This is a genomic window from Bradyrhizobium sp. AUGA SZCCT0222 (assembly GCF_018130205.1).
GTDB lineage: Bacteria > Pseudomonadota > Alphaproteobacteria > Rhizobiales > Xanthobacteraceae > Bradyrhizobium.
The window spans coordinates 145,707-167,917 of record NZ_JAFCLX010000006.1; the positions used below are offsets into that span (position 1 = coordinate 145,707).

The 22,211-nt window shown below is 62.9% G+C and carries 21 protein-coding genes and 1 pseudogene; 16 read left to right on the forward strand and 6 right to left on the reverse strand.

The window, feature by feature from the left end; all coding sequences use genetic code 11:
* The first annotated feature begins 2 nt into the window (after window positions 1-2).
* The 3 genes from mscL to JQ629_RS07415 all read left to right on the forward strand — a co-directional run bounded on the left by mscL (window position 3) and on the right by JQ629_RS07415 (window position 1,590).
* Entirely contained in the window at window positions 3-419 is a 417-nt protein-coding gene (gene mscL, locus JQ629_RS07405; RefSeq protein ID WP_212263662.1) for a large conductance mechanosensitive channel protein MscL, read from the forward strand.
* Between the two features lies 1 nt (window position 420).
* Window positions 421-894 (forward strand): SsrA-binding protein SmpB, encoded by a 474-nt coding sequence (gene smpB / locus JQ629_RS07410; protein WP_027537130.1) that lies wholly within the window; start codon window positions 421-423, stop codon window positions 892-894.
* Window positions 895-1,014: 120 nt separating this feature from the next.
* Window positions 1,015-1,590, forward strand: coding sequence for a peroxiredoxin (locus JQ629_RS07415; protein ID WP_212412100.1), 576 nt, complete (start codon window positions 1,015-1,017; stop codon window positions 1,588-1,590).
* Window positions 1,591-1,678: 88 nt separating this feature from the next.
* On the opposite strand, the gene JQ629_RS07420 is transcribed toward JQ629_RS07415, so the two are convergent.
* Both JQ629_RS07420 and JQ629_RS07425 read right to left on the reverse strand, forming a co-directional pair.
* The gene (locus JQ629_RS07420) at window positions 1,679-2,332 is read right to left on the reverse strand and encodes a uracil-DNA glycosylase (RefSeq protein ID WP_212388257.1); all 654 of its coding nucleotides are present in this window, start codon (window positions 2,330-2,332) and stop codon (window positions 1,679-1,681) included.
* Window positions 2,333-2,454: 122 nt separating this feature from the next.
* On the reverse strand, window positions 2,455-3,087 hold the full coding sequence (locus JQ629_RS07425; RefSeq protein WP_212412101.1) for a LabA-like NYN domain-containing protein: 633 nt from the start codon (window positions 3,085-3,087) through the stop codon (window positions 2,455-2,457).
* A 351-nt stretch (window positions 3,088-3,438) separates the two neighbouring features.
* On the opposite strand from JQ629_RS07425, the gene rpoZ reads away from it, so the two are divergent.
* The 12 genes from rpoZ (at window position 3,439) to JQ629_RS07485 (ending at window position 17,453) form a co-directional block, all read left to right on the forward strand.
* Complete coding sequence (gene rpoZ, locus JQ629_RS07430) at window positions 3,439-3,831, forward strand: DNA-directed RNA polymerase subunit omega (RefSeq protein ID WP_074276225.1); 393 nt, start codon at window positions 3,439-3,441, stop codon at window positions 3,829-3,831.
* Window positions 3,832-4,159: 328 nt separating this feature from the next.
* Window positions 4,160-6,421, forward strand: a complete 2,262-nt coding sequence (locus tag JQ629_RS07435) for a RelA/SpoT family protein (protein WP_249134871.1) — start codon at window positions 4,160-4,162, stop codon at window positions 6,419-6,421.
* A 29-nt stretch (window positions 6,422-6,450) separates the two neighbouring features.
* Entirely contained in the window at window positions 6,451-7,218 is a 768-nt protein-coding gene (locus JQ629_RS07440) for a pyridoxine 5'-phosphate synthase (RefSeq protein ID WP_212412102.1), read from the forward strand.
* The gene (gene acpS, locus JQ629_RS07445) at window positions 7,215-7,634 is read left to right on the forward strand and encodes a holo-ACP synthase (protein ID WP_212412103.1); all 420 of its coding nucleotides are present in this window, start codon (window positions 7,215-7,217) and stop codon (window positions 7,632-7,634) included. The genes JQ629_RS07440 and acpS overlap by 4 nt, the downstream gene beginning before the upstream one ends.
* A gap of 316 nt (window positions 7,635-7,950) precedes the next feature.
* A complete protein-coding gene (lepB, locus tag JQ629_RS07450; protein WP_212038338.1) occupies window positions 7,951-8,709 on the forward strand; it encodes a signal peptidase I in 759 nt (252 codons plus the stop codon).
* Window positions 8,706-9,530, forward strand: a complete 825-nt coding sequence (rnc, locus tag JQ629_RS07455; protein WP_212412104.1) for a ribonuclease III — start codon at window positions 8,706-8,708, stop codon at window positions 9,528-9,530. Before lepB ends, rnc begins: the two co-directional genes overlap by 4 nt.
* Entirely contained in the window at window positions 9,520-10,434 is a 915-nt protein-coding gene (gene era / locus JQ629_RS07460) for a GTPase Era (RefSeq protein ID WP_212263656.1), read from the forward strand. The genes rnc and era overlap by 11 nt, the downstream gene beginning before the upstream one ends.
* 32 nt (window positions 10,435-10,466) lie before the next feature.
* On the forward strand, window positions 10,467-10,847 hold the full coding sequence (locus tag JQ629_RS07465; RefSeq protein WP_212412105.1) for a hypothetical protein: 381 nt from the start codon (window positions 10,467-10,469) through the stop codon (window positions 10,845-10,847).
* Between the two features lie 163 nt (window positions 10,848-11,010).
* Window positions 11,011-11,763: a DNA repair protein RecO gene (gene recO / locus JQ629_RS07470; RefSeq protein ID WP_212412106.1), complete on the forward strand. Its 753-nt coding sequence runs from the start codon at window positions 11,011-11,013 to the stop codon at window positions 11,761-11,763.
* Between the two features lie 215 nt (window positions 11,764-11,978).
* The gene (gene parC, locus JQ629_RS07475; protein WP_212388275.1) at window positions 11,979-14,234 is read left to right on the forward strand and encodes a DNA topoisomerase IV subunit A; all 2,256 of its coding nucleotides are present in this window, start codon (window positions 11,979-11,981) and stop codon (window positions 14,232-14,234) included.
* A gap of 282 nt (window positions 14,235-14,516) precedes the next feature.
* Entirely contained in the window at window positions 14,517-16,463 is a 1,947-nt protein-coding gene (locus JQ629_RS07480) for a PQQ-binding-like beta-propeller repeat protein (protein WP_212412107.1), read from the forward strand.
* Window positions 16,464-16,514: 51 nt separating this feature from the next.
* Window positions 16,515-17,453 (forward strand): cation diffusion facilitator family transporter, encoded by a 939-nt coding sequence (locus JQ629_RS07485; protein WP_212412108.1) that lies wholly within the window; start codon window positions 16,515-16,517, stop codon window positions 17,451-17,453.
* A 31-nt stretch (window positions 17,454-17,484) separates the two neighbouring features.
* Here the strand turns inward: JQ629_RS07485 and JQ629_RS07490 are convergent, their stop codons facing one another.
* Both JQ629_RS07490 and JQ629_RS07495 read right to left on the reverse strand, forming a co-directional pair.
* Complete coding sequence (locus JQ629_RS07490; RefSeq protein ID WP_349631225.1) at window positions 17,485-18,579, reverse strand: AraC family transcriptional regulator; 1,095 nt, start codon at window positions 18,577-18,579, stop codon at window positions 17,485-17,487.
* A gap of 115 nt (window positions 18,580-18,694) precedes the next feature.
* Window positions 18,695-19,180: a hypothetical protein gene (locus JQ629_RS07495; RefSeq protein WP_212412109.1), complete on the reverse strand. Its 486-nt coding sequence runs from the start codon at window positions 19,178-19,180 to the stop codon at window positions 18,695-18,697.
* 25 nt (window positions 19,181-19,205) lie between these two features.
* Between JQ629_RS07495 and JQ629_RS07500 the strand changes: the two are divergent.
* Window positions 19,206-19,730, forward strand: a pseudogene (locus JQ629_RS07500) (LabA-like NYN domain-containing protein); the annotation flags it as partial.
* Between the two features lie 81 nt (window positions 19,731-19,811).
* On the opposite strand, the gene chrA reads toward JQ629_RS07500, so the two are convergent.
* The gene (gene chrA / locus JQ629_RS07505; protein ID WP_212412180.1) at window positions 19,812-21,215 is read right to left on the reverse strand and encodes a chromate efflux transporter; all 1,404 of its coding nucleotides are present in this window, start codon (window positions 21,213-21,215) and stop codon (window positions 19,812-19,814) included.
* Window positions 21,215-22,033 carry a chromate resistance protein ChrB domain-containing protein gene (locus JQ629_RS07510; protein WP_212412111.1) on the reverse strand — a complete coding sequence of 273 codons (819 nt, stop codon included), beginning with the start codon at window positions 22,031-22,033 and terminating at the stop codon, window positions 21,215-21,217. Before JQ629_RS07510 ends, chrA begins: the two co-directional genes overlap by 1 nt.
* Window positions 22,034-22,211: the final 178 nt, after the last annotated feature.

The following is a 22,211-nucleotide window of genomic DNA, read 5'->3' on the forward strand; positions in this document are numbered from 1 at the left end:
CTATGCTGAAGGAATTCCGCGAGTTTGCGATGAAGGGCAATGTCGTCGACCTCGCCGTCGGCGTCATCATCGGTGCGGCCTTCGGCGCCATCGTGACCTCGCTGGTCGGCGACGTCATCATGCCTATCATCGGTGCGATCACCGGCGGTCTCGACTTCTCCAATTATTTCACCGGATTGTCGAAGTCGGTGACGGCGACCAATCTGGCCGATGCCAAGAAGCAGGGCGCCGTGCTGGCCTGGGGCAGCTTCCTGACCCTGACACTGAATTTCGTCATCATCGCCTTCGTGCTGTTCATCGTCATTCGCGCCATGAACACGCTGAAGCGCAAGGATGAAGCCGCGCCCGCGGCACCGCCGAAGCCGACGCGCCAGGAAGAGCTGCTGACCGAGATCCGCGATCTCCTCAAGAAGAGCTAACGTGGCCGAGAAGAACGAGCGCCCCATCAAGGTCGTCGCCGAGAACCGCAAGGCCCGGTTCAACTATGCGATCGAGGACACCATCGAGACCGGCATCGCGCTGACCGGCACCGAGGTGAAATCAATTCGCAACGGCAAGACCACCATTGCGGAGTCCTATGCGGACACCAAGGACGGCGAGATCTGGCTGATCAACGCCAATATCCCCGAATATCTGCAGGCCAATCGCTTCAACCACGAGCCCAAGCGGCCGCGCAAACTGCTGCTGCACCGCAAGCAAATCAACAAGCTGATGGGCGCGGTCGATCGCGACGGCATGACGCTGATTCCGCTAAAACTCTATTTCAACGAGCGCGGCCGCGCCAAGCTGCTGCTGGCGGTGGCCAAGGGCAAGAAGCTGCACGACAAGCGCGAGAGCGAGAAGAAACGCGACTGGGGCCGGGAGAAGGGCCGCCTGCTGCGGGCGCGGGGTTAGCGGCTCCCTAATGTCTTTCCGTCATTGCGAGGAGCACTTGCGACGAAGCAATCCATCTTCCTTGCGGTACCATGGATTGCTTCGCTTCGCTCGCAATGAGGACGATGGAGAGTTGCAACAATGAATCAAAAAAACCTTCTCGAAGTCGATTGGAGCAAGATCCCGGCGCCGTCGGATGATGGCGCAGCTGCCCATCTGGTAGGCCTGGCGATCCCGCCGCTCAGCCTGATGGCGACCGACGACAATTCGGTCACGCTATCGGCGTTGCCGGGCAGGGTCGTCGTATTCGCCTATCCCCGCACCGGCGAGCCCGGCAAGATCAGCCTGGTCGATGATTGGGACATGATCCCGGGCGCGCGCGGCTGCACGCCGCAGACCTGCTCGTTCCGCGATCTGTTCGCCGATCTGAAGGCCGCCGGCGCCAGGCACGTCTTCGGCCTGTCGACGCAAAGCAACATCTACCAGACCGAAATGGCGTCGCGGCTGCATCTGCCGTTCCCGGTGCTGTCGGATGAGAAGCTGGCGCTGACCCGCGCTTTGAAATTACCGACCATGGAGGTGGCGGGGCTGACGCTGATCAAGCGGCTGGCGCTGATCATCGATGGCGGGCGCATCAGCCACGTGTTCTATCCGGTGTTTCCGCCGGACCGGAATGCCGGCGACGTGCTGGCGTGGCTGAAGGAAAACCGGGTTTGATCTTGTAGGGGTGGGCAAAGCGAAGCGTGCCCACCATGCTCGTTTCGATGAAGATGGTAGGCACGGCGCAAGCGCGCCTTTGCCCACCCTACGAATCCAGATCCGCCCTTACTTTCGCAAACACATTGCGAAACATTTCCGGCGTCAGCACGCGCGTATTGGTGTTGTAGCGGGAGCAGTGATAGCTGTCGTAGAGCCTGAGCGCGCCGGCCGTATGCACGGCGCCGTGCGCAAATGGCACCGCGGCGTTTCGCAGCCCCAGCGCTTTCACCGTCGATTCATGGGCGATGCGCCCGAGCGCCACGATGGCGCGAAGTTTTGGCATGCCGGCGATGGTCGTGATCAGGAATTGCCGGCAGGTGTTGATCTCGACCGGCAGCGGCTTGTTCTGCGGCGGCACGCAGCGCACCGCGTTGCTGATCCGGCAGTCGGCCAGCCGCAACCCGTCGTCGGGCCGTGCCTGATAGCTGCCTTTGGCAAAGCCATATTCCAGCAAGGTCGCATAGAGCAGGTCGCCGGCGTAGTCGCCGGTGAAGGGGCGTCCGGTGCGATTGGCGCCCTGCAGGCCCGGTGCCAGCCCCACGATCAATAGCCGGGCCTTCGGATCGCCGAACGAGGCCACGGGTGCATTGTGCCAGCCCGGCTCGCGCAGGCGCGCCTGCCCACGAAATTCGGCGAGCCGCGGGCAGAGCGGGCAGTTGCGGTCGGGTTCGGTTGCGGGAAGGGCGGCGACGCTAGCCATCTACGACCATAGCGTTTTCGAGCGCAGCGAATACCGGTTGGTGTGAGGAAAGCGCGTCACGACAAAAGCCAAAGCCCGGTTCTGATTCCAGAACCGGGCTCTAGCAGTGCAGCGGATCATTCTCAATCTTCGAAATCGTCGTCGCCGGCGGCCCGCGGCGCCATGGTGGTGGCGCGCTGCAGGAATTGCGGTGCGTGATGACGCGGCTCGCGCGGAGCGGGGCGCTCCGAGGGATCGCGGCCGAGCTTGGATTGCAGCTCGACCAGATCGGTGAAGACGTCGGCCTGGCGGCGCAATTCGTCGGCGATCATCGGCGGCTGGCTCGAAATCGTCGACACCACCGTGACGCGAACGCCGCGCCGCTGCACCGCTTCAACCAGGGAGCGAAAATCGCCGTCGCCGGAGAACAGCACGATCTGGTCGACGTGCTCGGCGAGCTCCATGGCATCGACGGCGAGCTCGATGTCCATATTGCCCTTCACCTTGCGGCGGCCGCTGGCGTCTATGAATTCCTTGGTCGCCTTGGTGACGACGGTGTAGCCGTTATAGTCGAGCCAGTCGATCAAAGGACGGATCGATGAATATTCCTGATCTTCGATGATCGCCGTGTAGTAGAACGCCCGCACCAGCGTACCGCGACTCTGGAATTCCTTGAGAAGACGCTTGTAGTCGATGTCGAAGCCGAGTGTCTTTGCGGTTGCATAGAGATTGGCGCCATCGATGAAGAGCGCGATCTTGTTGGAAGCGGGTGACATCAAAGGGTTCTCGCGTTGTTGTTAACGTTTTTAGCGCAGCGGGAATCGACCGCGCGCACTTTCCAGTTCAGCTGCCTAAAGTTCGGTGAATCTTTCCCCACGACAATCACCACTGCAATTATGGTGAGGCGAGGGCGAAATACCTAGTCTTTTGACGTTGTAAGGAGAGAATACTTGTCCCGAACGGTGTCCCGCCGTCTTCGGACGCTCCGGCCTTCTGGCCCCGGGAATTGGGTTACCAGAGCCCATTAAGAAGGCAAATCACAAATTTAGTCTTGCGAAATGCCATCCGCCCCTATAACTAGCCCCCATAACCGACATATTGGGCCCCATTTAACGGAGCGACAGTCTATGGCGCGCGTCACCGTGGAAGATTGCATTGATAAGGTCGACAACCGGTTCGACCTGGTCCTGCTGGCAGCACATCGCGCCCGTATGATCTCCTCCGGATCACAACTCACAGTTGATCGCGATAACGACAAGAATCCGGTCGTTTCGCTGCGAGAAATCGCCGACTCCTCGATCTCCCCGGAAGATCTGCGCGAGGAACTGGTTCATTCCCTGCAGAAATTCGTCGAAGTCGATGAGCCTGAGCCCGATACCGTGCCTTTGATCGGCTCGGCCGGCGCCAGCGTCGATGCCGACGACACCGAGGTTGCGGTCGAGCGCATGACCGAAGAAGAGCTCCTGAAGGGCCTCGAGGGCCTGGCGCCGCCGGAAGAGCAGCCCGAAGAGGACGAATAGACCCGGCAACGGGACGTCCCGAACACCCTGATCTGACAAAGGCCCGGACATTCGTCCGGGCCTTTGCTTTTGTTGACATTTTTTCAGGTACGATGCGTGCTTGGCGGATGGGTGCGAGATCGCCTGAACCGGGTTGGCGGCAGCTTGGCCGGGTTCGGCATCACAATCGTCCCAAGCCATGCGAAATTGATCGTTCGCGGACCCCTAACGGGGTGCAGCTTCGCTCGAAATCGCATTAGTGTTCTTGAGGCATTCTTGCAGCGGGCCGAGTTCGGCGCGCGGATGAGGCAGTAAATCGATGGCGTTCTGGCGCCGCATATCCCGGCAAATGCAGGCTGCGACCGATTCGGTCGCGGTGGCGCCGGCCTTGCCCGCGGTGGAGCGGCCCAAATCCCCCCGCTCGCGCATGATGCGGCAATACGATCTGGTCGAGCGTGTCCGCTCGTACAATCCGGACACTGACGAAGACCTGCTCAATCGCGCCTATGTCTACGCCATGAAGGCGCACGGCACCCAGACCCGCGCATCGGGCGATCCTTATTTCTCGCATCCGCTCGAGGTCGCGGCGATCCTCACCGGCCTCAAGCTCGATGATGCCACCATCGTCGCAGCGCTGCTGCACGACACCATCGAGGACACCGAGGCGACGCGCGCCGAGATCGACAACGTGTTCGGCCACGAGATCGGCGCGCTGGTGGAGGGCCTCACCAAACTGAAGCGGCTGGAACTGGTTTCGCGCGAGGCCAAGCAGGCCGAGAACCTGCGCAAGCTGCTGCTGGCGATCGCCGACGATGTCCGCGTGCTGCTCATCAAGCTCGCCGACCGCCTGCACAACATGCGGACCCTGGAATTCGTGCCGCACGCCTCGCGTCGCAGGATCGCCGAGGAGACGCTCGACATCTATGCGCCGCTCGCCGGCCGCATGGGCATGCAGGAAATGCGCGAAGAGCTCGAGGACCTGTCGTTCCACACGCTCGATCCCGAAGCCTATGCGGTGGTGATGCAGCGGCTCGACGCACTGGCCGAGCGCAACCGCAATCTGATCGGCGAGATCGAAAGCCAGCTGTCGAAGAATTTGCAGAAGAACGGCATCACCGCGCGGGTCTATGGCCGCCGCAAGCAGCCATTTTCGATCTGGACCAAGATGGAGCGCAAGTCGGTCGGCTTCGAACAATTGTCCGACATCTACGGTTTCCGCGTCGTGATGGGTGACGTCGAATCCTGCTATCGCGCGCTCGGCGTCGTCCATACCACCTGGCCGGTGGTGCCGGGGCGCTTCAAGGACTACATCTCGACGCCGAAGCAGAACGACTATCGTTCGCTCCACACCACCGTGATCGGTCCCGGCCAGCAGCGCGTCGAATTGCAGATCCGCACCGAGGAGATGAACCAGATCGCCGAATTCGGCATCGCTGCGCATGCGTTCTACAAGGAGGGGGAGGGCTCGCCGACCGAGCGGCTCAAGCACGAGTCCAACGCCTTTGCTTGGCTCCGTCACACCGTCGGCATCCTGTCCGAAAGCGCCAATCCGGAAGAGTTCCTGGAGCACACCAAGCTCGAACTGTTCCACGACCAGGTGTTCTGCTTCACCCCGAAGGGCAAGCTGATCGCGCTGCCGCGTCAGGCCAACGTGATCGACTTCGCCTATGCGGTGCATACCGACGTCGGCAACAGCGCGGTCGGCTGCAAGATCAACGGCAAATTCGCGCCATTGTCGTCGGAACTGCAGAACGGCGACGAGGTCGAGGTCCTGACCTCGCAGGCGCAGGCGGCGCCGCCGTCGGCCTGGGAGTCGCTCGCGGTCACCGGCAAGGCGCGGGCGGCGATCCGCCGCGCCACCCGGACCGCCGTGCGCGATCAATATGCCGGACTTGGCCGCCGTATCGTCGACCGCCTGTTTGCCCGCGCCAAGATCGAATACGCCGATGACAAGCTGAAGGGCGCGCTGCCCCGGCTGGCGCGCGCCTCGATCGAAGACGTGATGGCCTCCGTCGGGCGCGGCGAACTGAAGGCGTCCGACGTCGCGCGGGCGATGTATCCGGACTACAAGGAAGAGCGGATGGTGCGTTACGGGGCCAAGAGAAGCCTCGCGGACAAGCTGAAGCTGAAATCGCCGCCGCATCCGGCGCGCAGCGCGTCGGTGATCCCGGTGCGTGGCCTCAATTCCGACCTGCCGGTCAAGTTCGCCCCGAACGGCGGCGCGGTGCCGGGCGACCGCATTGTCGGCATCGTTTCACCGGGTGAGGGGATCACGATCTATCCGATCCAGTCGCCGGCGCTGAAGGATTTCGAGGAAGAGCCGGAGCGCTGGCTCGACGTGCGCTGGGACGTCGACGAGACCATGCCGCAACGTTTTCCGGCGCGGATTCTCGTGCACAACGTCAACGAGCCCGGCAGCCTTGCCCAGGTCGCCACCGTGATCGCCGAGCATGACGGCAATATCGACAATATCAGCATGTCGCGCCGCTCCCCCGATTTCACCGAGCTGACCATCGATCTCGAGGTCTATGACCTGAAGCATCTCAGCGCTATCATCGCCCAGTTGCGCGCCAAGGCCGTCGTCGCACGGGTCGAGCGTGTTAATGGGTAACTTCGCCCACAGGATTCCAAGAGAGTGAAATGCCGAAAGCTCTTCCGCTGCGCCTCGGGGTCAATGTCGATCACGTCGCTACCTTGCGTAACGCACGGGGCGGCGCGCGGCCCGATCCGGTGCGCGCCGCGCTGACCGCGATCGAGGCGGGGGCCGACGGCATCACCGCGCATCTGCGCGAAGACCGCCGCCATATCCGCGACACCGACATGGCGCGCCTCAAGGCCGAAATCTCAAAACCCCTGAATTTCGAGATGGCGGCGACCGAGGACATGCTGCGGATTTCGCTGGCGACCAGGCCGCACGCGGTCTGCCTGGTTCCCGAGCGTCGCGAAGAACTCACCACCGAAGGCGGGCTTGATGTGGTCGGCCAGCACAATGCGCTGGCGCCGTTCATCGCGCGCCTGAACGATGCCGGCATCCGGGTGTCGCTGTTCATCGCCGCCGATCCCGCCCAGATCGAGATGGCCGCGCGCCTCCGGGCGCCGGTGATCGAAATCCATACCGGCGGCTGGTGCGACGCGGTGGTGGATGGCCATGCCGCCAAGGCCGAGGCGGAATGGCAGCGCATTGTCGCGGGCGCGAAGCTGGCGCGCGCCGCCGGGCTTGAGGTTCATGCCGGCCACGGCCTCGACTACGACACGGCCGAGACGATCGCCGCTCTGCCCGAGATCGCCGAACTCAACATCGGCTACTTCATGATGGGGGAGGCGCTGTTCGTCGGCCTCGGCGAAACCGTCCGCAGTATGCGGGCAGCGATGGACCGCGGGCGCCAGCGCAGCGTGGCTCCGGCATGATCATCGGCATCGGCTCCGACCTGATCGACATCACGCGGGTTGCCAAGGTGATCGAACGCCATGGTGAGCGCTTCCTCGACCGCATCTTCACCGATGCCGAGCGCGCCAAGGCCGCGCGCCGCGCCAACAACGAGAAGATGCTGGTCGCGACCTATGCCAAAAGGTTCGCGGCCAAGGAGGCCTGTTCCAAGGCGCTCGGCACCGGCATCCGCCAGGGCGTCTGGTGGCGGGATATGGGGGTGGTGAACCTGCCGGGCGGCCGTCCCACCATGAAGCTGACCGGCGGGGCGCTGGCCCGGCTCGAGAAGCTGACGCCGGAGGGGTTCGAGGCCCGGATCGACCTTACCATCACCGACGACTGGCCGCTGGCGCAGGCCTTCGTCATAATTTCGGCGGTCGTTGCGGACAAATCATAGGGCAGGCGGCCGTTCGCGCCGGGGGACCGACGTAAAACTAAAAAACATTGATTTATCAATGGATTACGAAGTTTTATCGAGGCGCTTGATTGCACGGCCGCGAACAACCGTCTAAAACGCCGCAGCGACACTACCGAGCCAGGGCGAATTCGGGTTTTGCGCCGGAATTTGCCTTCAACATCAGTATCGAAGACCATTTTCTTGACGCGAACGGAACTCTCGATTCGCGTGAGGAAAACGTTCTGCCACCGTGCAGGCCAAGCCTCTGTTTAAGACTAGCCTTGCTTGAAGCAGCCTTGCGGGAATTGGGAAAGCGATGAGCGTGACATCCGGGACAAAAACTGAAAGCGGCTTGGGCGAAACCATCCGTGTCGTCATCCACGCCCTCCTGATCGCGCTCGTGATCCGCACCTTCCTGTTCCAACCCTTCAACATTCCCTCGGGATCGATGAAGGCGACGCTGCTGGTCGGCGACTATTTGTTCGTCTCGAAATATTCGTACGGCTACAGCCACTACTCGATCCCGCTGTCGCCGCCATTGTTCTCGGGCCGCATTTTCGGCTCGGAGCCGTCGCGCGGCGATATCGTCGTGTTCCGTCTGCCGAAGGACGATTCCACCGATTACATCAAGCGCGTGATCGGCCTGCCGGGCGACCGCATCCAGATGCGCGAGGGACTGCTCTACATCAACGACGCCCCGATCAAGCGCGAGCGCCTGAGCGATTTCATCGGTGAGGACCCGTGCGGCTCCGACGCCACCGCGCGCGTCAAGCGCTGGAAGGAAACATTGCCGAACGGCGTCTCCTATGAGTCGCTCGATTGCGTCGACAACGGCTTCTACGACAACACCACCATCTATACCGTGCCGGCCGGCCATTTCTTCATGATGGGCGACAACCGGGACAATTCGACCGACAGCCGCGTGTTGTCGGCGGTGGGCTATGTGCCGTTTGAAAACATCGTCGGCCGGGCGCAAATGATCTTCTTCTCCATTGCCGAGGGCGAACATGCCTGGATGTTCTGGCGCTGGCCGACCGCGGTGCGCTGGAATCGCATTTTTTCAATCGTGCGATGAACGACGAAACGCCCGTCATCAGGAATACCCCGACACAGGGCGAGAGCCCGCAGCCTGATGCCGGTGGCGAACCTGCGCCCAAGAAGAAGCGCGGCAGGGGCTCGGCCAAGGAATCGGCGAAGGCCGCGGCGGCTGCGCTTGAAGCGCGCATCGGCCACAAATTCGGCGATCCCAACCTCCTGACCACCGCGTTCACGCATGTGTCCGCGCTGAAACCCGCGCGCAATCGCGCCGAAAGCTATCAGCGCCTCGAATTTCTCGGCGATCATGTGCTCGGGCTGATCGTGTCCGACATGCTGTATCGCGCCTTTCCGAACGCCGACGAGGGCGAGCTGTCAAAACGCCTCGCCGATCTCGTGCGCAAGGAAAGCTGCGCCGATGTCGCCAAGTCGCTCGGGCTGGTCGACGACATCAAGCTCGGCCAGGTGGGCGCCAGCGCCAGCGCCCGGTTGCGTAAATCCGTGCTCGGCGACATCTGCGAAGCCGTGATCGGGGCGATCTTTCTCGACGGCGGCTACGGTGCTGCCGCCCAATTCGTCGAACGCAACTGGACCGAGCGGATGCGCAAGCCGCGCCGGCCGCTGCGCGATCCCAAGACGGTGTTGCAGGAATGGGCGCAGAGTAAGGGGATGCCGACGCCGGTCTATCGCGAGGTCGAGCGCACCGGGCCGCATCACGATCCGCAGTTCCGCGTTTCCGTGGAACTGCCGGGCCTCGAGCCGGCCGAAGGCGTCGGCGGCAGCAAGCGCGCGGCCGAGAAGGTTGCGGCGTCCGTGATGATCGAGCGCGAAGGCGTCGGCGGTGGTGGCAATGACAGCTGAATCTCCGGCCCAGACCGCTTGCGGCTTCGTCGCGCTGATCGGCGCGCCCAATGTCGGCAAGTCTACACTGGTCAACGCGTTGGTCGGCTCCAAGGTCACGATTGTGTCGCGCAAGGTGCAGACCACGCGGGCGCTGATCCGCGGCATCGTGATCGAGAACAACGCGCAGATCATCCTGGTCGATACGCCCGGCATCTTCGCGCCGAAACGGCGGCTCGACCGCGCCATGGTATCGACCGCCTGGAGCGGGGCGCATGACGCCGATCTGGTCTGCGTGCTGCTCGATGCCAAAGCCGGCCTCGACGAGGAAGCGGACGCGATCCTGAGCAGGCTTGCGAGCGTGCAGCACCCGAAAATCCTGGTGCTGAACAAGATCGATTTGATCCCGCGCGAGAAATTGCTGGCGCTGGCGCAGGCCGCCAATGACCGCATGAAGTTCGAACACACCTTCATGATCTCGGCGCTGTCGGGCGACGGCGTCGACGATCTGCGCGCCGAACTCGCCAAAATGGTGCCGGCAGGCCCGTTTCACTATCCCGAAGACCAGATGTCGGATGCGCCGATGCGGCATCTGGCGGCCGAGATCACCCGGGAGAAGATCTACCGCCAGCTGCACCAGGAGCTGCCGTATCAATCCACCGTCGAGACCGACAGCTGGACCGAGCGCAAGGACAAATCGGTCCGCATCGAGCAGACCATCTTTGTCGAGCGCGAGAGTCAGCGCAAAATCGTCCTCGGCAAGGGCGGCGCCACCATCAAGTCGATCGGCGCGGATTCGCGCAAGGAGATCGCCGAGATACTGGGTCAGCCCGTGCATCTGTTCCTGTTCGTCAAAGTGCGCGAGAACTGGGGCGACGACCCGGAGCGCTACCGCGAAATGGGAATTGAATTCCCCAAAGAATAATCAAGAAACATCAGCGATGATCGGCGTCTTCGATGACCTTGCCCAGGAACGTAGTTTGGTTTGAAGTGCTGCTCTATCTGTCGCTGACGCTGGATGCGGTGTCGGTCGCGTTCCAGGACCGGACGCCGAAAGCCGACATGACCGAGCAGATGGTCATGGTCGCGACCCTGATGGCGGCGGGCCTGATCCTGCTGCTGGTCTATTTCGTTCGGCTCGCGGCGCGGGACCGCAAGAACTGGCCGCGCTGGGTGCTGGCCGCGGCGCTGGTGCTGTCGGTGATCTCGCTGGTGCAGGTGATCGGTGCGAACGGCCTGCAACTCGACAGCGCCATCGAGGTCGTGTCCTGCGCGCTGACGACGGCGGGGCTGTATTTTTCCTTCACCGGCGATGCGGTGGGCTGGTTCAACGCGTAGTGATTGATGCCGTCATTCCGGGATGGTGCGTAAGCACCAGACCTCAGGTGCGCAATTGCGCACCTGGGAATCTCGAGATTCCGGGTTCGATGCTTTGCATCGCCCCGGAATGACTATCCTGAGATAGCTGCCCGCGCTGCCGGAATCCTGTAAACTCCCGCCCATGGAATGGACCGACGAAGGCATCGTGCTGGGGGTGCGGCGGCATGGCGAATCTTCCGCCATTGTCGAACTCTTGACGCGCAGCCACGGCCGGCACCTTGGCCTGGTGCGCGGCGGCGCGGGGAAACGGATGCGGCCGCTGCTGCAGCCCGGCAACAGCGTCACCACGGTGTGGCGGGCGCGGCTCGACGAGCATCTCGGATATTACGCCATCGAGGGCACGCGGCTGCGCGCGGCGACCTTGCTGGCGTCGGCGCATGCGACCTATGGCGTCACCCATCTGGCTTCGCTGGTGCGGCTGTTGCCGGAGCGCGATCCGCACGAGGACATCTACGAGATGTTCGAGCGCACGCTGGACGATTTCGACGACGTCGGCGGCGCCGCGGCGCATCTGATCCGGTTTGAGCTCGCGATGCTGGCCGAACTCGGCTTCGGGCTCGACCTGGAAAACTGCGCCGCGACCGGGGAGACAACGGAATTGATTTACGTGTCGCCGAAATCCGGCGGTGCGGTGTCGCGGCGCGCCGGCGAGCCCTACCGCGAACGGCTGCTGCCGCTCCCGGCATTTTTGCGAGAGGGCGAGGGCGGGGCGAATGGCTGGTCGGACCAGGACTTGCAGGACGGCTTTCGTCTGACCGGCATGTTCCTGCTCCGCCACGTGCTGGAGCCGCGCGGGCAGGGCCATTCCGACGCCCGCGATGGATTTATCAACGCGGTGACCAAATACCGGGCGCGAATCAGTTCCGCGGTCTGACGGCAGGGCCCGTCGTCCCGGCCTTGAGCCGGGACCCATACGCCGCGGCTTATCGATAAGAACCGTGGCCCCAGTCGATTTCTTTCAAAAACACCTGTGGTTATGGGTCCCCCGATGCGCAATTGCGCATCTGAGCCTTCGCCGGGACGACGCTGAAATGGTGTTGCCCCGATTCGCGGCTTGCCCGATTCAGCCCAAAAGTTTAACCCCTCCCCATGGGAAAACGAACGTTACCGCCGGAAGAGCCGGCCGAAATCCATGAAGTCATGCTGCGGGATGCGCTGGAAGAGCGCTATCTCACCTATGCGCTTTCGACCATCATGCACCGCGCGCTGCCGGACGGCCGCGACGGCCTGAAGCCGGTGCATCGGCGCATCCTTTACGGCATGCGGCTGCTGCGGCTCGACCCCGGCACGGCGTTCAAGAAATCCGCCAAAATCGTCGGCGACGTGATGGGCTCGTTCCATCCGCATGGCGACCAGGCGATCTACGACGCCATGGTGCGGCTGGCGCAGGATTTCTCCTCGCGCTACCCGCTGGTCGACGGCCAGGGCAATTTCGGCAATATCGACGGCGATAATCCGGCGGCCTATCGGTACACCGAAGCGCGCATGACCGCGGTGGCGCAGCTGCTGCTGGAGGGCATTGACGAGGACGGCGTCGAGTTCCGTCCCAATTACGACGGCCAGACCAAAGAGCCGGTGGTGATGCCGGGCGGCTTCCCGAACCTGCTCGCCAACGGTTCCCAGGGCATCGCGGTCGGCATGGCGACGTCGATTCCGCCGCACAACGCCGCCGAGCTGTGCGACGCCGCACTGCATTTGATCGACAAGCCGGATGCCAAATCGAAGTCGCTGCTGAAATGGGTCAAGGGGCCGGATTTCCCGACCGGCGGCATCGTCGTCGATTCCAAGGAGGCGATCGCCGAAGCCTACATGACCGGGCGCGGCTCGTTCCGCACCCGCGCGCGATGGACCCAGGAAGAGGGCGCGCGCGGCACCTGGGTCGTTGTGATCACCGAGATCCCGTGGCTGGTGCAGAAATCCCGGCTGGTGGAGAAGATCGCCGAACTGCTCAACGAGAAGAAGCTGCCGCTGGTCGGCGACGTCAGGGACGAATCCGCCGAAGACGTCCGTCTCGTGATCGAGCCGAAATCTCGCGCCGTTGATCCCGCGCTGATGATGGAATCGCTGTTCCGGCTGACCGAGCTTGAAAGCAAGATTTCGCTGAACCTCAACGTGCTGATCAAGGGCAAGATCCCGAAAGTGGTTGGCCTTGCCGAATGCCTGCGCGAATGGCTCGATCATCTGCGCGATGTGCTGCTGCGCCGCTCAAACTACCGCAAGACCCAGATCGAGAACCGGCTGGAAGTGCTTGGCGGCTACCTGATCGCCTATCTGAACATCGACAAGGTGATCAAGATCATCCGCACCGAGGATGAACCGAAGCCGGAGTTGATGAAGGCGTTCAAGCTGACCGAGGTCCAGGCCGACGCCATCCTCGACATGCGGCTGCGCCGTTTGCGCAAGCTCGAGGAATTCGAGATCCGCACCGAGGACAAGAACCTTCGGGCCGAGTTGAAGGGCATCAAGGCGCTGCTCGGCTCCGAGACCGAGCAATGGTCCAAGGTCGGCGATCAGGTCCGCAAGGTCCGCGACATGTTTGGTCCGAAGACGCCGCTCGGCAAGCGCCGCACCACCTTCGCGGATGCACCCGAGCACGATCTGGCCGCGATCGAGGAGGCCTTCGTCGAGCGCGAGCCGTGCACGGTGGTGATCTCCGAAAAGGGCTGGGTGCGCACGCTCAAGGGCCATGTCGAGGATATCTCCGGGCTCGCCTTCAAGACCGACGACAAGCTCGACCATGCGTTCTTCGCCGAGACCACCTCGAAGCTCTTGGTGTTCGCGACCAACGGCAAATTCTACTCGCTCGACGTCGCAAAGCTGCCGGGCGGCCGCGGTCATGGCGAGGCGATCCGCATGTTCATCGACATGGAGCCGGAAACCGCGATCGTGTCGCTGTTCGTCAACAAGGGCGGCCGAAAATTCCTGATCGCGAGCCACGAAGGGCAGGGCTTTATCGTCAACGAAGACGATTGCGTCGGCAACACCCGCAAGGGCAAACAGGTGCTCAACGTCGAAATGCCGAACGAGGCCTGCGCGATCACGACCGTTGCCGGCGACACCGTGGCCGTGATCGGCACCAACCACAAGATGGTGCTGTTCCCGCTCGACCAGGTGCCGGAGATGGCGCGCGGCCGCGGCGTGCGGCTGCAGAAATACACCAGCGCGAAACTATCCGACGTCGCGGTATTCGATTCCAAGGCGGGGCTCGGCTGGAAGGATTCCGCCGGCCGCGACCAAAGCATGAGCTGGAAGGAACTGGCCGATTGGCGCGGCAACCGCGCCGACGCCGGTCGCCTCGCGCACGGCCTGCCGAAGTCGAACAAGTTCCTGCGGGGTGTGGAGTAGGGCGGGGACGGGCTATACCAAACGTCGTCATGCCCGGCCTTGCCGCCTTCGCTAAAGCTCCGGCGGGCCAGCGACTCGTGGCCTCGTCGAAGCCTTGGCGGAGACGGGTGCCAGGCATCCACGTCTTGGCGGCGGATTACGATTTCGTTATCCGCTCGCGGTTTTGCTGGATGCCCTTTGACTGCATCAGGGTTCTCGCCGATGCTCTCCAGAAAAGGGGAGGCGGCATTGCGCAAAGCGGAATGGCAACGACTCATCGCAACGATCGGCGGAGCAGTCCTGATGCTCGCCATGCCGTCTTTACTCAACGCTCAGCCCATCCCCGGTGCGCTGCCTGAATCGGCCAAGGCATTGTCGCAAGGCGAATGGCCGGCCTATGCCGGGACCTACGCCGCGTCGCGCTATTCGCCGCTCACGCAAATCGAGCGGACCAACGCGAAAAACCTCCATGTCGCCTGGCGCTGGAAGTCGCCGGACATGGCGGTCAAGGAAGCCAATCCGTCCGTCGGCCCGACCCGCGCCCATGAATCGACGCCGCTGATGGTCGGGGGCGTGCTTTACACCTCGACGTCGCTGTCACAGGTTGCCGCCGTCGATGCCGTCACCGGCGAAACCAAATGGGTGTTTGATCCCAAGGTTTACGAAAACGGACTCGGCATTCCCGCCAATGATGGCTGGTTGCATCGCGGCGTCGCCTATTGGCGCAATGGCGAAGACGAGCGCATCATCATGCTCACGGCATTTGCGCAGATGATCGCGTTGGATGCGAAGACCGGAAAGCCGGTGCCGGGCTTTGGCAATGACGGCCGGATCGATCTCACGCAGGGTCTGCGTCGCGACGTCGACCGCGACTACTACACCATGAGCTCGCCGCCGGTGATCGTACGCGGCGTCATCGTGGTTGGATCGTCCGTCATGGATTGGTGGCGGAAAAGCCCGTCGCCGCCCGGCGACGTACGCGGCTTCGATGTCGTGACCGGCCGGCTGCTCTGGACCTTCCACACCGTGCCGCAGGGCGAAGAGGCCGGCGTCGAGACCTGGCAACGGGATTCGTGGCGCGAGGCGGGTAACGCCAATGTCTGGGCGCCGATGAGCGCGGATGAAGAGCTCGGCTATGTCTATCTGCCGGTGAGCACGCCGACCAACGATTACTATGGCGGGCATCGTCCCGGTGACGGGCTTTACGGCGACAGCATCGTGTGTCTCGAAGCAGCCACCGGCAGAAAGGTTTGGCACTACCAGCTCGTGCATCATGGATTGTGGGATTACGACACTCCGGCAGCGCCAACCCTGATCGACATCACCGTCGGCGGCAAAGCGGTCAAGGCGGTGGCGCAGGTGACCAAGCAGGCGTTCGTCTACGTGTTCGATCGCGTCACCGGCCAGCCGGTGTGGCCGATCGAGGAGCAGCCGGTGCCGGCTTCGACCGTTCCCGGTGAAATTGCATCGAAGACCCAGCCCTTTCCGACGAGGCCGGCCCCGATCGACCTTCAGGGCGTGCGCGACGAAGACTTGATCGATTTCACGCCTGAACTCCGTCAGGAGGCAAGAGACATCGTAGCGAAATACGATCACGGTCCGCTGTTCACCCCGCCGTCGGAACGAGGCACCATCCAGGTACCCGGCGTCGCCGGCGGCGGCAACTGGGCAGGTGCGGCGATCGATCCGGACACCGGCATGCTCTATGTCAGCACCTACCGGCTGCCGTTTGTGATCACCGTTCGCAGGCCGGCGCCGGGGGAGTCGCGCTACGACTTTATCGGCGAATTCCGTTACCTGTCCGGGCCGCGTGGCTTGCCGCTGCTCAAGCCGCCATTCGGCAGCATGCTTGCCATCGATATGAACAGCGGCGAGCATCGCTGGCGGATTCCGATCGGGCGTGCCGAGCTTATTCCGACCATTCAAGCCTTGGGCATACGTGAGCGGCTGGGATTTCCCACACGCAGCTGGGCGCTGATCACGAAAACGGTGATGATCGTTGTACAGTCAGGCTATTTCGGCGCGCCGCGACTGCCTGCGGGTGGAATGCGCCGGATCGCCGATCTCAACAATTTCAGTCCGCATCTGTGGGTCTACGACAAGACCTCGGGCGAGATGCTGGCAGAGATCGCGGTGCCGGCCAACGCCGTCGGCGCGCCGATCACCTATATCGCCGGCGGCAAGCAGTTCGTCGTGTTTCCGGTCGGCGGCGGTCCACTGGTGGAGGAACTGATCGCGGTCTCGCTCTGACGGGCAGGGCGCTGTGATAGTATTCGCAATTCCGCGCGCTATAAATCTGGCATGGCGCACGCACACCACCACCACCACGACCATTCCCACGGACATGACCACGCCGGGCACAGCCATGCGCCCGACAGTTTCGGATGGGCATTTGCCGTCGGCGCATCGCTCAATGCGGCGTTCGTCGCCGCCGAACTCGTCTTCGGCTATGCCGCCAATTCGCTGGCGCTGATTTCGGACGCCGTTCACAATCTCTCCGACGTGATCGCGCTGTTGCTGGCCTGGGGCGGGGCGTGGCTCGCGCAGAAGCAACCGACCCAGCGGCATACCTATGGCTACCGGCGGGCCTCGATCCTCGCGGCGCTGTTCAACGCCGGCCTTCTGCTGGTCGCCGTTGGCGGCATCATCGTCGAGGCGATCAATCGCCTCTCGGCCCCCGCGCCGGTGGCCGGCTGGACCGTCGTGGCGGTCGCTGCACTCGGCATCGTCATCAATGGCGGCACGGCCTTGCTGTTCATGCGCGGCCGCCATGGCGACCTCAATGTTCGCGGCGCCTATCTGCACATGGCCGCCGATGCCGGCGTGTCATTTGGTGTGGTGGTCGCGGCCCTGGTGATCATGTTCACGGGGTGGCTGTGGGTCGATCCCGCGATCAGCCTCGCCATCGCCGGTGTGGTGCTCGTGAGCGGGTGGGGGCTGGCGCGCGACAGCGTCAATCTCGCGCTCGACGGCGTGCCGCGCGGCATCGAGCTGGCAAAGGTCAGGGACTATCTCGGCGCACTCGACGGCGTCTCGGAAGTGCATGACCTCCACATCTGGGCCATGAGCACCAACGAGACCGCGCTGACGGCGCATCTGGTGCGGCCTGACGGCAGCGACGACGCATTCCTGCATCGGGTCTGCGAGGAGCTGTCGCACCGTTTCAACATTCATCACGCCACGCTGCAGATCGAGTCCAGCGGCGCGGTCTGCAAGCTCGCGCCGGCGGAGCGGGTGTAAGGCGATTACGCCGGGACGAGAGGCCGGTTACCTATCGGCCGGATGGTTTCCGGAGGCGCTGCCGGATTTTTGAAGCCCCGCCGACAGCCGCAGGCGGATGCTGTGCCCGCGACTGTCGTGGTGTAAGCCCGGTCCAGCGCTTGAATGCGTGAGTAAAGGCGCTGACTTCGCGGTAACCGAGCAGCCAGGCAATCTGCGAAATCGGAAGGTCGGTATCGCCCAGGTAATGACCCGCGAGGTCGCTCCTCAGCTCCTCTGCGATGTCCGAGAAGGTCAGTCCCTCCGCCGAGAGCTTGCGCGCCAGAGTCCGATGGCTCATGCCGAGGTGGCGGGCGATTTCGACGGCGTTCGCCGTTCCATGCGGGAGCAACGGAGCCATTACATTTTCCACGCTTGCGCGCAGGCTGGTGCGGGCCGGCAACCGATGAGCGAGAGCATCTTCGCAGTATTGCATCAGGAGCTGATTGAGGTGGCTGTCGGCACTGACGATGGGCAGCTGTGCGATCGCACTTGGAAAAACCAATTCATCCGCTCCGGCCCCAAATTCGATTTCGCATCCCAACAGCGACCGAAATTCGGCTGGCGTGTTCTTGCGGTGGTGAACCAGCCTGATCTTGCTCGGTATCAATCGGCGGTTGGTGAGTTGCCGGCACAGGCGAACGAGGGAAACCAGCCAGAATTCGATTTGATGGTAGTCTGAGCGTCGTTCGACGCCGACGTAATCCAAGGAGATCGCGACTTCCTTGTTGGCGCGATATGTCAGTGAAACGCCCTCGTTGGTGATCCGGCTGTAGCGTGCTGCCTTTTGCAAGGCGTCATTCAAGACTTCGGAGGATGCCAGGACGTAATAAAACAGGCCGATCTCGCGAAGATCATACTCCCGCGACAGATGAAAGCCCAAAAGGCCATCCTGCAGCACGTCGGCAGCGAGTTTCAGAATCTTGATTTGGCTCTGGACCTCGACGCGGGCGGCGCGATCATCAATCTGCTCAACGCTCAATCCGGCCTTCGACAAAAGTGGCGCCAGAGGAATACCTCGTTCGCGCAGCTCAGCGCAAACCATCCGGGCGATACCGCCTGAGGCACTCGGAATCGAATCGATGCGCCCCGGTTTGGTAGCAGGCACGAGACATCATCCTCTATTGCGACATCCGTTTGCGGTCTGTTCGCCGCGAGGGGGCATCGTGGCGCAGAAGATCAAATAATTGGCGCAGGATAGCAAGCCGGATGCGGGGTGTCTGCTAGATATGAATTGCTGCTTCGAGCCGGCCGGTTTCGGTTGCGCGATTTTTGCTGCGGTATCTCCCAGGTTTCACAGCGAGCGGATGAAGGTGTGTAGGGCGCCGAACGCCGTGTCTGATACCGCCATTCAGGGATTGCAAGATGTGCACGAAATCCGGCCATACGTCCGGCAGATTGCGAGTGACGCAGGCGTTCATAGCGCTGTCCGGCATTCCGGAGAGTGCCTCTGTGCCGAGCGTTATCTCAATCGTGAGGATCGGAATACACGAAATCCGGATGTTCAATGATTCATCGCCCGTGGGCGACGAGCCGCCGTTGTGGATCGAGTTGTTCGACCACGACACAAAGGTGTCGGTCGATTGTTGCAGCTTCCGCGAGATCGACGCGGCGATCGCTGCATTCGACGACATGGTTTCGCAAGCGGAACGTTTGAATGATGCTGGTGAGCCGGAAGCCGGTGACGCACCGGCCTGAACGACGCTCATTTTTTCTCGGTTCAAGGACGGTCATATGTTGCGATCGAAGCCCGGCAGAATGGCGATCTTCATCGATGGCCCCAATCTTCACGCAACCGGCAGGGCGCTCGGCTTTGACATCGACTTCAAGCGTCTGCTCCAGGAATTCCAGAACCGCGGTTCGTTGTTGCGGGCATTGTACTACACGCCTGTCAGTGAGGATCAGGAATTCTCCTCGATCCGTCCCTTGATCGACTGGCTTGGTTACAACGGCTACACCGTCATTACCAAGGCATCGAAAGAGTTCGCCGACGCCGGCGGTCGCCGCAAGTTCAGGAGCAGCATTGATATCGAACTCGCGGTCGATGCGATGGAGCTCGCCGTGCATCTTGACGAGATCGTGTTGTTCTCTGGCAATGGCGCTTTCCGCGCGCTGGTTGAATCGCTGCAGCGGCGAGGCGTCCGCGTCACCGTAGCCTCGACGATTTCGAGCCAGCCGCCGATCGTCGCCGAAGAATTGCGTCGTCAGGCCGACGGATTCATCGACATTGCGGAACTGCAAACCAGAATCGGTCGGGAGTCAGCCTAACTTCAGACGTGGCGCGACGGGATCGAACGCCTGTTTCGTGGTTAAGACGGGTGTCGGCGGCAGCGCCGCCCCTCAAATCATCCCCGTCAGCCGCAACGCCACGCCCGCCGCGCAGGACCCCGCCAGCACCCAGAGCATGCCGACATTGAGGCGGAAGATCGCGGTGGCGGCGGCAGCCGCCAGCACGAACGCGGCAATATCAATGCTCGACAGCACGGGCATGTCGAACGACAACCCGAACGATCGAACCGGCGTCGTCTGCCGGAACAGCGTATGCAGCGCGAACCAGATCGACAGATTGAGGATCACGCCGACCACGGCGGCGGTGATTGCGGTTAGCGCGCCGGCTAGCCCCTTGTTGCCGCGCAGGGTCTCGATGAAGGGCGCGCCGAGGAATATCCAGAGGAAGCAGGGCATGAAGGTGACCCAGGTCGCCAGCAATCCGCCGAGGGTCGCCGCCATCATCGGCGACAGCGTGCCGGGATCGCGAAAGGCGGCCATGAAGCCGACGAACTGCAGCACCATGATCAGCGGGCCCGGCGTGGTCTCGGCCATGCCGAGGCCGTCCAGCATCTCGCGCGGCTGCACCCAGTGATAGTGCTCGACCGCCTGCTGGGCGACATAGGCCAGCACGGCATAGGCGCCGCCGAACGTCACCATCGCCATCTTCGAGAAGAACAGCGCGATCTGGCTGAACACATTGTCTTGGCCGAACGCGATCAGCAGCGCGGCCACCGGCACCAGCCATAACAGCAGCCAGACCGAACTGACTTTCAGCGCCTTGGATACACTCGGGTGGACATGCTCGGGCAACTCCTCGCCGAGCAGGCTGTCGACAACAGCCGTTTTCTTGCCGCCGCCGCCACGTTCGACCGCGGCGAATTCCGGCCGGCCGCTCCGCGCGCCGAGATAGCCGATCACGCCGGCGGCAATGATGATGATCGGGAAGGGGACATTGAAGAAAAAGATCGCGACAAAGGCGATGCCTGCCAGCGCGATCATGACCCGGTTGCGCAACGCGCGTTTGCCGACCCGCACCACGGCCTGCACGACGATGGCGAGCACTGCGGCTTTCAGCCCGAAGAACACCGCTTCGACGAAGCCGACATTGCCGTAGGCCGCGTAGATGTAGCTCAGCCCCATGATGGCGATGATGCCGGGCAGGATGAAAAGTCCGCCGGCCATGATGCCGCCGGCGGTCCGGTGCAGCAGCCAGCCGATATAGGTGGCGAGCTGCTGCGCCTCCGGCCCCGGCAGCAGCATGCAGTAGTTCAGCGCATGCAGGAACCGGCTCTCGGAAATCCAGTTCTTTTCCTCGACCAGGATGCGATGCATCACTGCGATCTGGCCTGCCGGGCCGCCGAAACTCAAACACGCCACCCGCAGCCAGACCCGGAATGCCTCGCCGAAGCTGATGCCGTGCGCGTATTCGCTGTTGGCACCGGCCTCGGCTGTTTTGTTGATGGTCGCTTCCATTACGACTTCGCCTTGTTGCTCGGCCAATTGTGGGTTTCGCCGGTCGCATCGCGGCACCAGCGATAGAAGGCGTCATACAGCGTGATGCCAGCCTCCAATTGCGCGAGATCATCGTCGAACATTCGCGACAGGCCGAGCGAGGCCGCAAGCAGCCCCGGCGCTTCCGGCGAAAGATCGAGCCGGCCGGTATCGGCGGCGCGGACCATGGTTGCCAGCCGCAACAGAGCCGGCGTCGCCAGACCGAATTCCTCGATCATCACGTCGAAGGTGCAGAGTTCGTCGCGGTGGCTCCAGAACACGTTCTCGACATCGAACGGCGCCGCGTTAAAGCGTTCGCCAACCGCGAGCACTTCGGACGGGGCGACGAACAGGAATACCGCGTTTGGATCGACAAATCTGCGAATTAGCCAGGGGCAGGCGATGCGGTCGATCTTCGGCCGCGCCCGGGTGACCCAGACCGTGCGGCCTCGCGCATCGCGCGCGGGTAGCTTTGCGGCCGGCACCAGCGGCAGCTTGGCGGCCTTCCAGCCTTCAAAGCCGCCTTCGAGCGTTTCGGCCGACACGTCGAGATGCCGTAGCCAGGCGGCGGTGCCTTGCGCAAGCTTTTGGCCGCGCAGGCAAGTCACGATGGCGGGACGGCCGGAGAACTCCTCGCCCCAATTGGCGGCGTCCTGATGGCTACGCCTGACGGCGCCGGGAATCAGCCGCGGGTCGGCGGCGAAATCCTCGTCGGTACGGACGTCGATCAGGACAGGCATGTTCGCCGTGCCGATCAACCGCGCAAGTTTATCTGGAGATATCGTGGTGTAGGATGACATGGTTGCGCCCTCGTCAAGAGAAAACGGGCGCGATACTTGGGCATGTCGCCTCGTGGGGAGATCGCAACGTCCCCATGTGCCGAATTAACTGCTTGCCGGTTCGGCTGTCAACCCATGCACCGCTCCGTAGGATGGGTAGAGCGGAGCGAAACCCATCAATTGCGAATTGCCGATGGAC

Bases quoted from the DNA above. Each gene is read 5' to 3' on its own strand.
- recO (WP_212412106.1), top strand. From the start codon at position 11,011: ATGGAATGGACCGACGAAGGCATCGTGCTGGGGGTGCGGCGGCATGGC.
- JQ629_RS07435 (WP_249134871.1), top strand. From the start codon at position 4,160: ATGCAGGCTGCGACCGATTCGGTCGCGGTGGCGCCGGCCTTGCCCGCG.
- rnc (WP_212412104.1), top strand. From the start codon at position 8,706: ATGAACGACGAAACGCCCGTCATCAGGAATACCCCGACACAGGGCGAG.
- JQ629_RS07480 (WP_212412107.1), top strand. From the start codon at position 14,517: ATGCTCGCCATGCCGTCTTTACTCAACGCTCAGCCCATCCCCGGTGCG.
- lepB (WP_212038338.1), top strand. From the start codon at position 7,951: ATGAGCGTGACATCCGGGACAAAAACTGAAAGCGGCTTGGGCGAAACC.
- era (WP_212263656.1), top strand. From the start codon at position 9,520: ATGACAGCTGAATCTCCGGCCCAGACCGCTTGCGGCTTCGTCGCGCTG.
- JQ629_RS07415 (WP_212412100.1), top strand. From the start codon at position 1,015: ATGAATCAAAAAAACCTTCTCGAAGTCGATTGGAGCAAGATCCCGGCG.
- JQ629_RS07440 (WP_212412102.1), top strand. From the start codon at position 6,451: ATGCCGAAAGCTCTTCCGCTGCGCCTCGGGGTCAATGTCGATCACGTC.
- JQ629_RS07485 (WP_212412108.1), top strand. From the start codon at position 16,515: ATGGCGCACGCACACCACCACCACCACGACCATTCCCACGGACATGAC.
- JQ629_RS07495 (WP_212412109.1), bottom strand. From the start codon at position 19,180: ATGAGCGTCGTTCAGGCCGGTGCGTCACCGGCTTCCGGCTCACCAGCA.
- mscL (WP_212263662.1), top strand. From the start codon at position 3: ATGCTGAAGGAATTCCGCGAGTTTGCGATGAAGGGCAATGTCGTCGAC.
- chrA (WP_212412180.1), bottom strand. From the start codon at position 21,215: ATGGAAGCGACCATCAACAAAACAGCCGAGGCCGGTGCCAACAGCGAA.
- JQ629_RS07510 (WP_212412111.1), bottom strand. From the start codon at position 22,033: ATGTCATCCTACACCACGATATCTCCAGATAAACTTGCGCGGTTGATC.
- JQ629_RS07465 (WP_212412105.1), top strand. From the start codon at position 10,467: ATGACCTTGCCCAGGAACGTAGTTTGGTTTGAAGTGCTGCTCTATCTG.
- parC (WP_212388275.1), top strand. From the start codon at position 11,979: ATGGGAAAACGAACGTTACCGCCGGAAGAGCCGGCCGAAATCCATGAA.
- JQ629_RS07420 (WP_212388257.1), bottom strand. From the start codon at position 2,332: ATGGCTAGCGTCGCCGCCCTTCCCGCAACCGAACCCGACCGCAACTGC.
- JQ629_RS07425 (WP_212412101.1), bottom strand. From the start codon at position 3,087: ATGTCACCCGCTTCCAACAAGATCGCGCTCTTCATCGATGGCGCCAAT.
- rpoZ (WP_074276225.1), top strand. From the start codon at position 3,439: ATGGCGCGCGTCACCGTGGAAGATTGCATTGATAAGGTCGACAACCGG.
- acpS (WP_212412103.1), top strand. From the start codon at position 7,215: ATGATCATCGGCATCGGCTCCGACCTGATCGACATCACGCGGGTTGCC.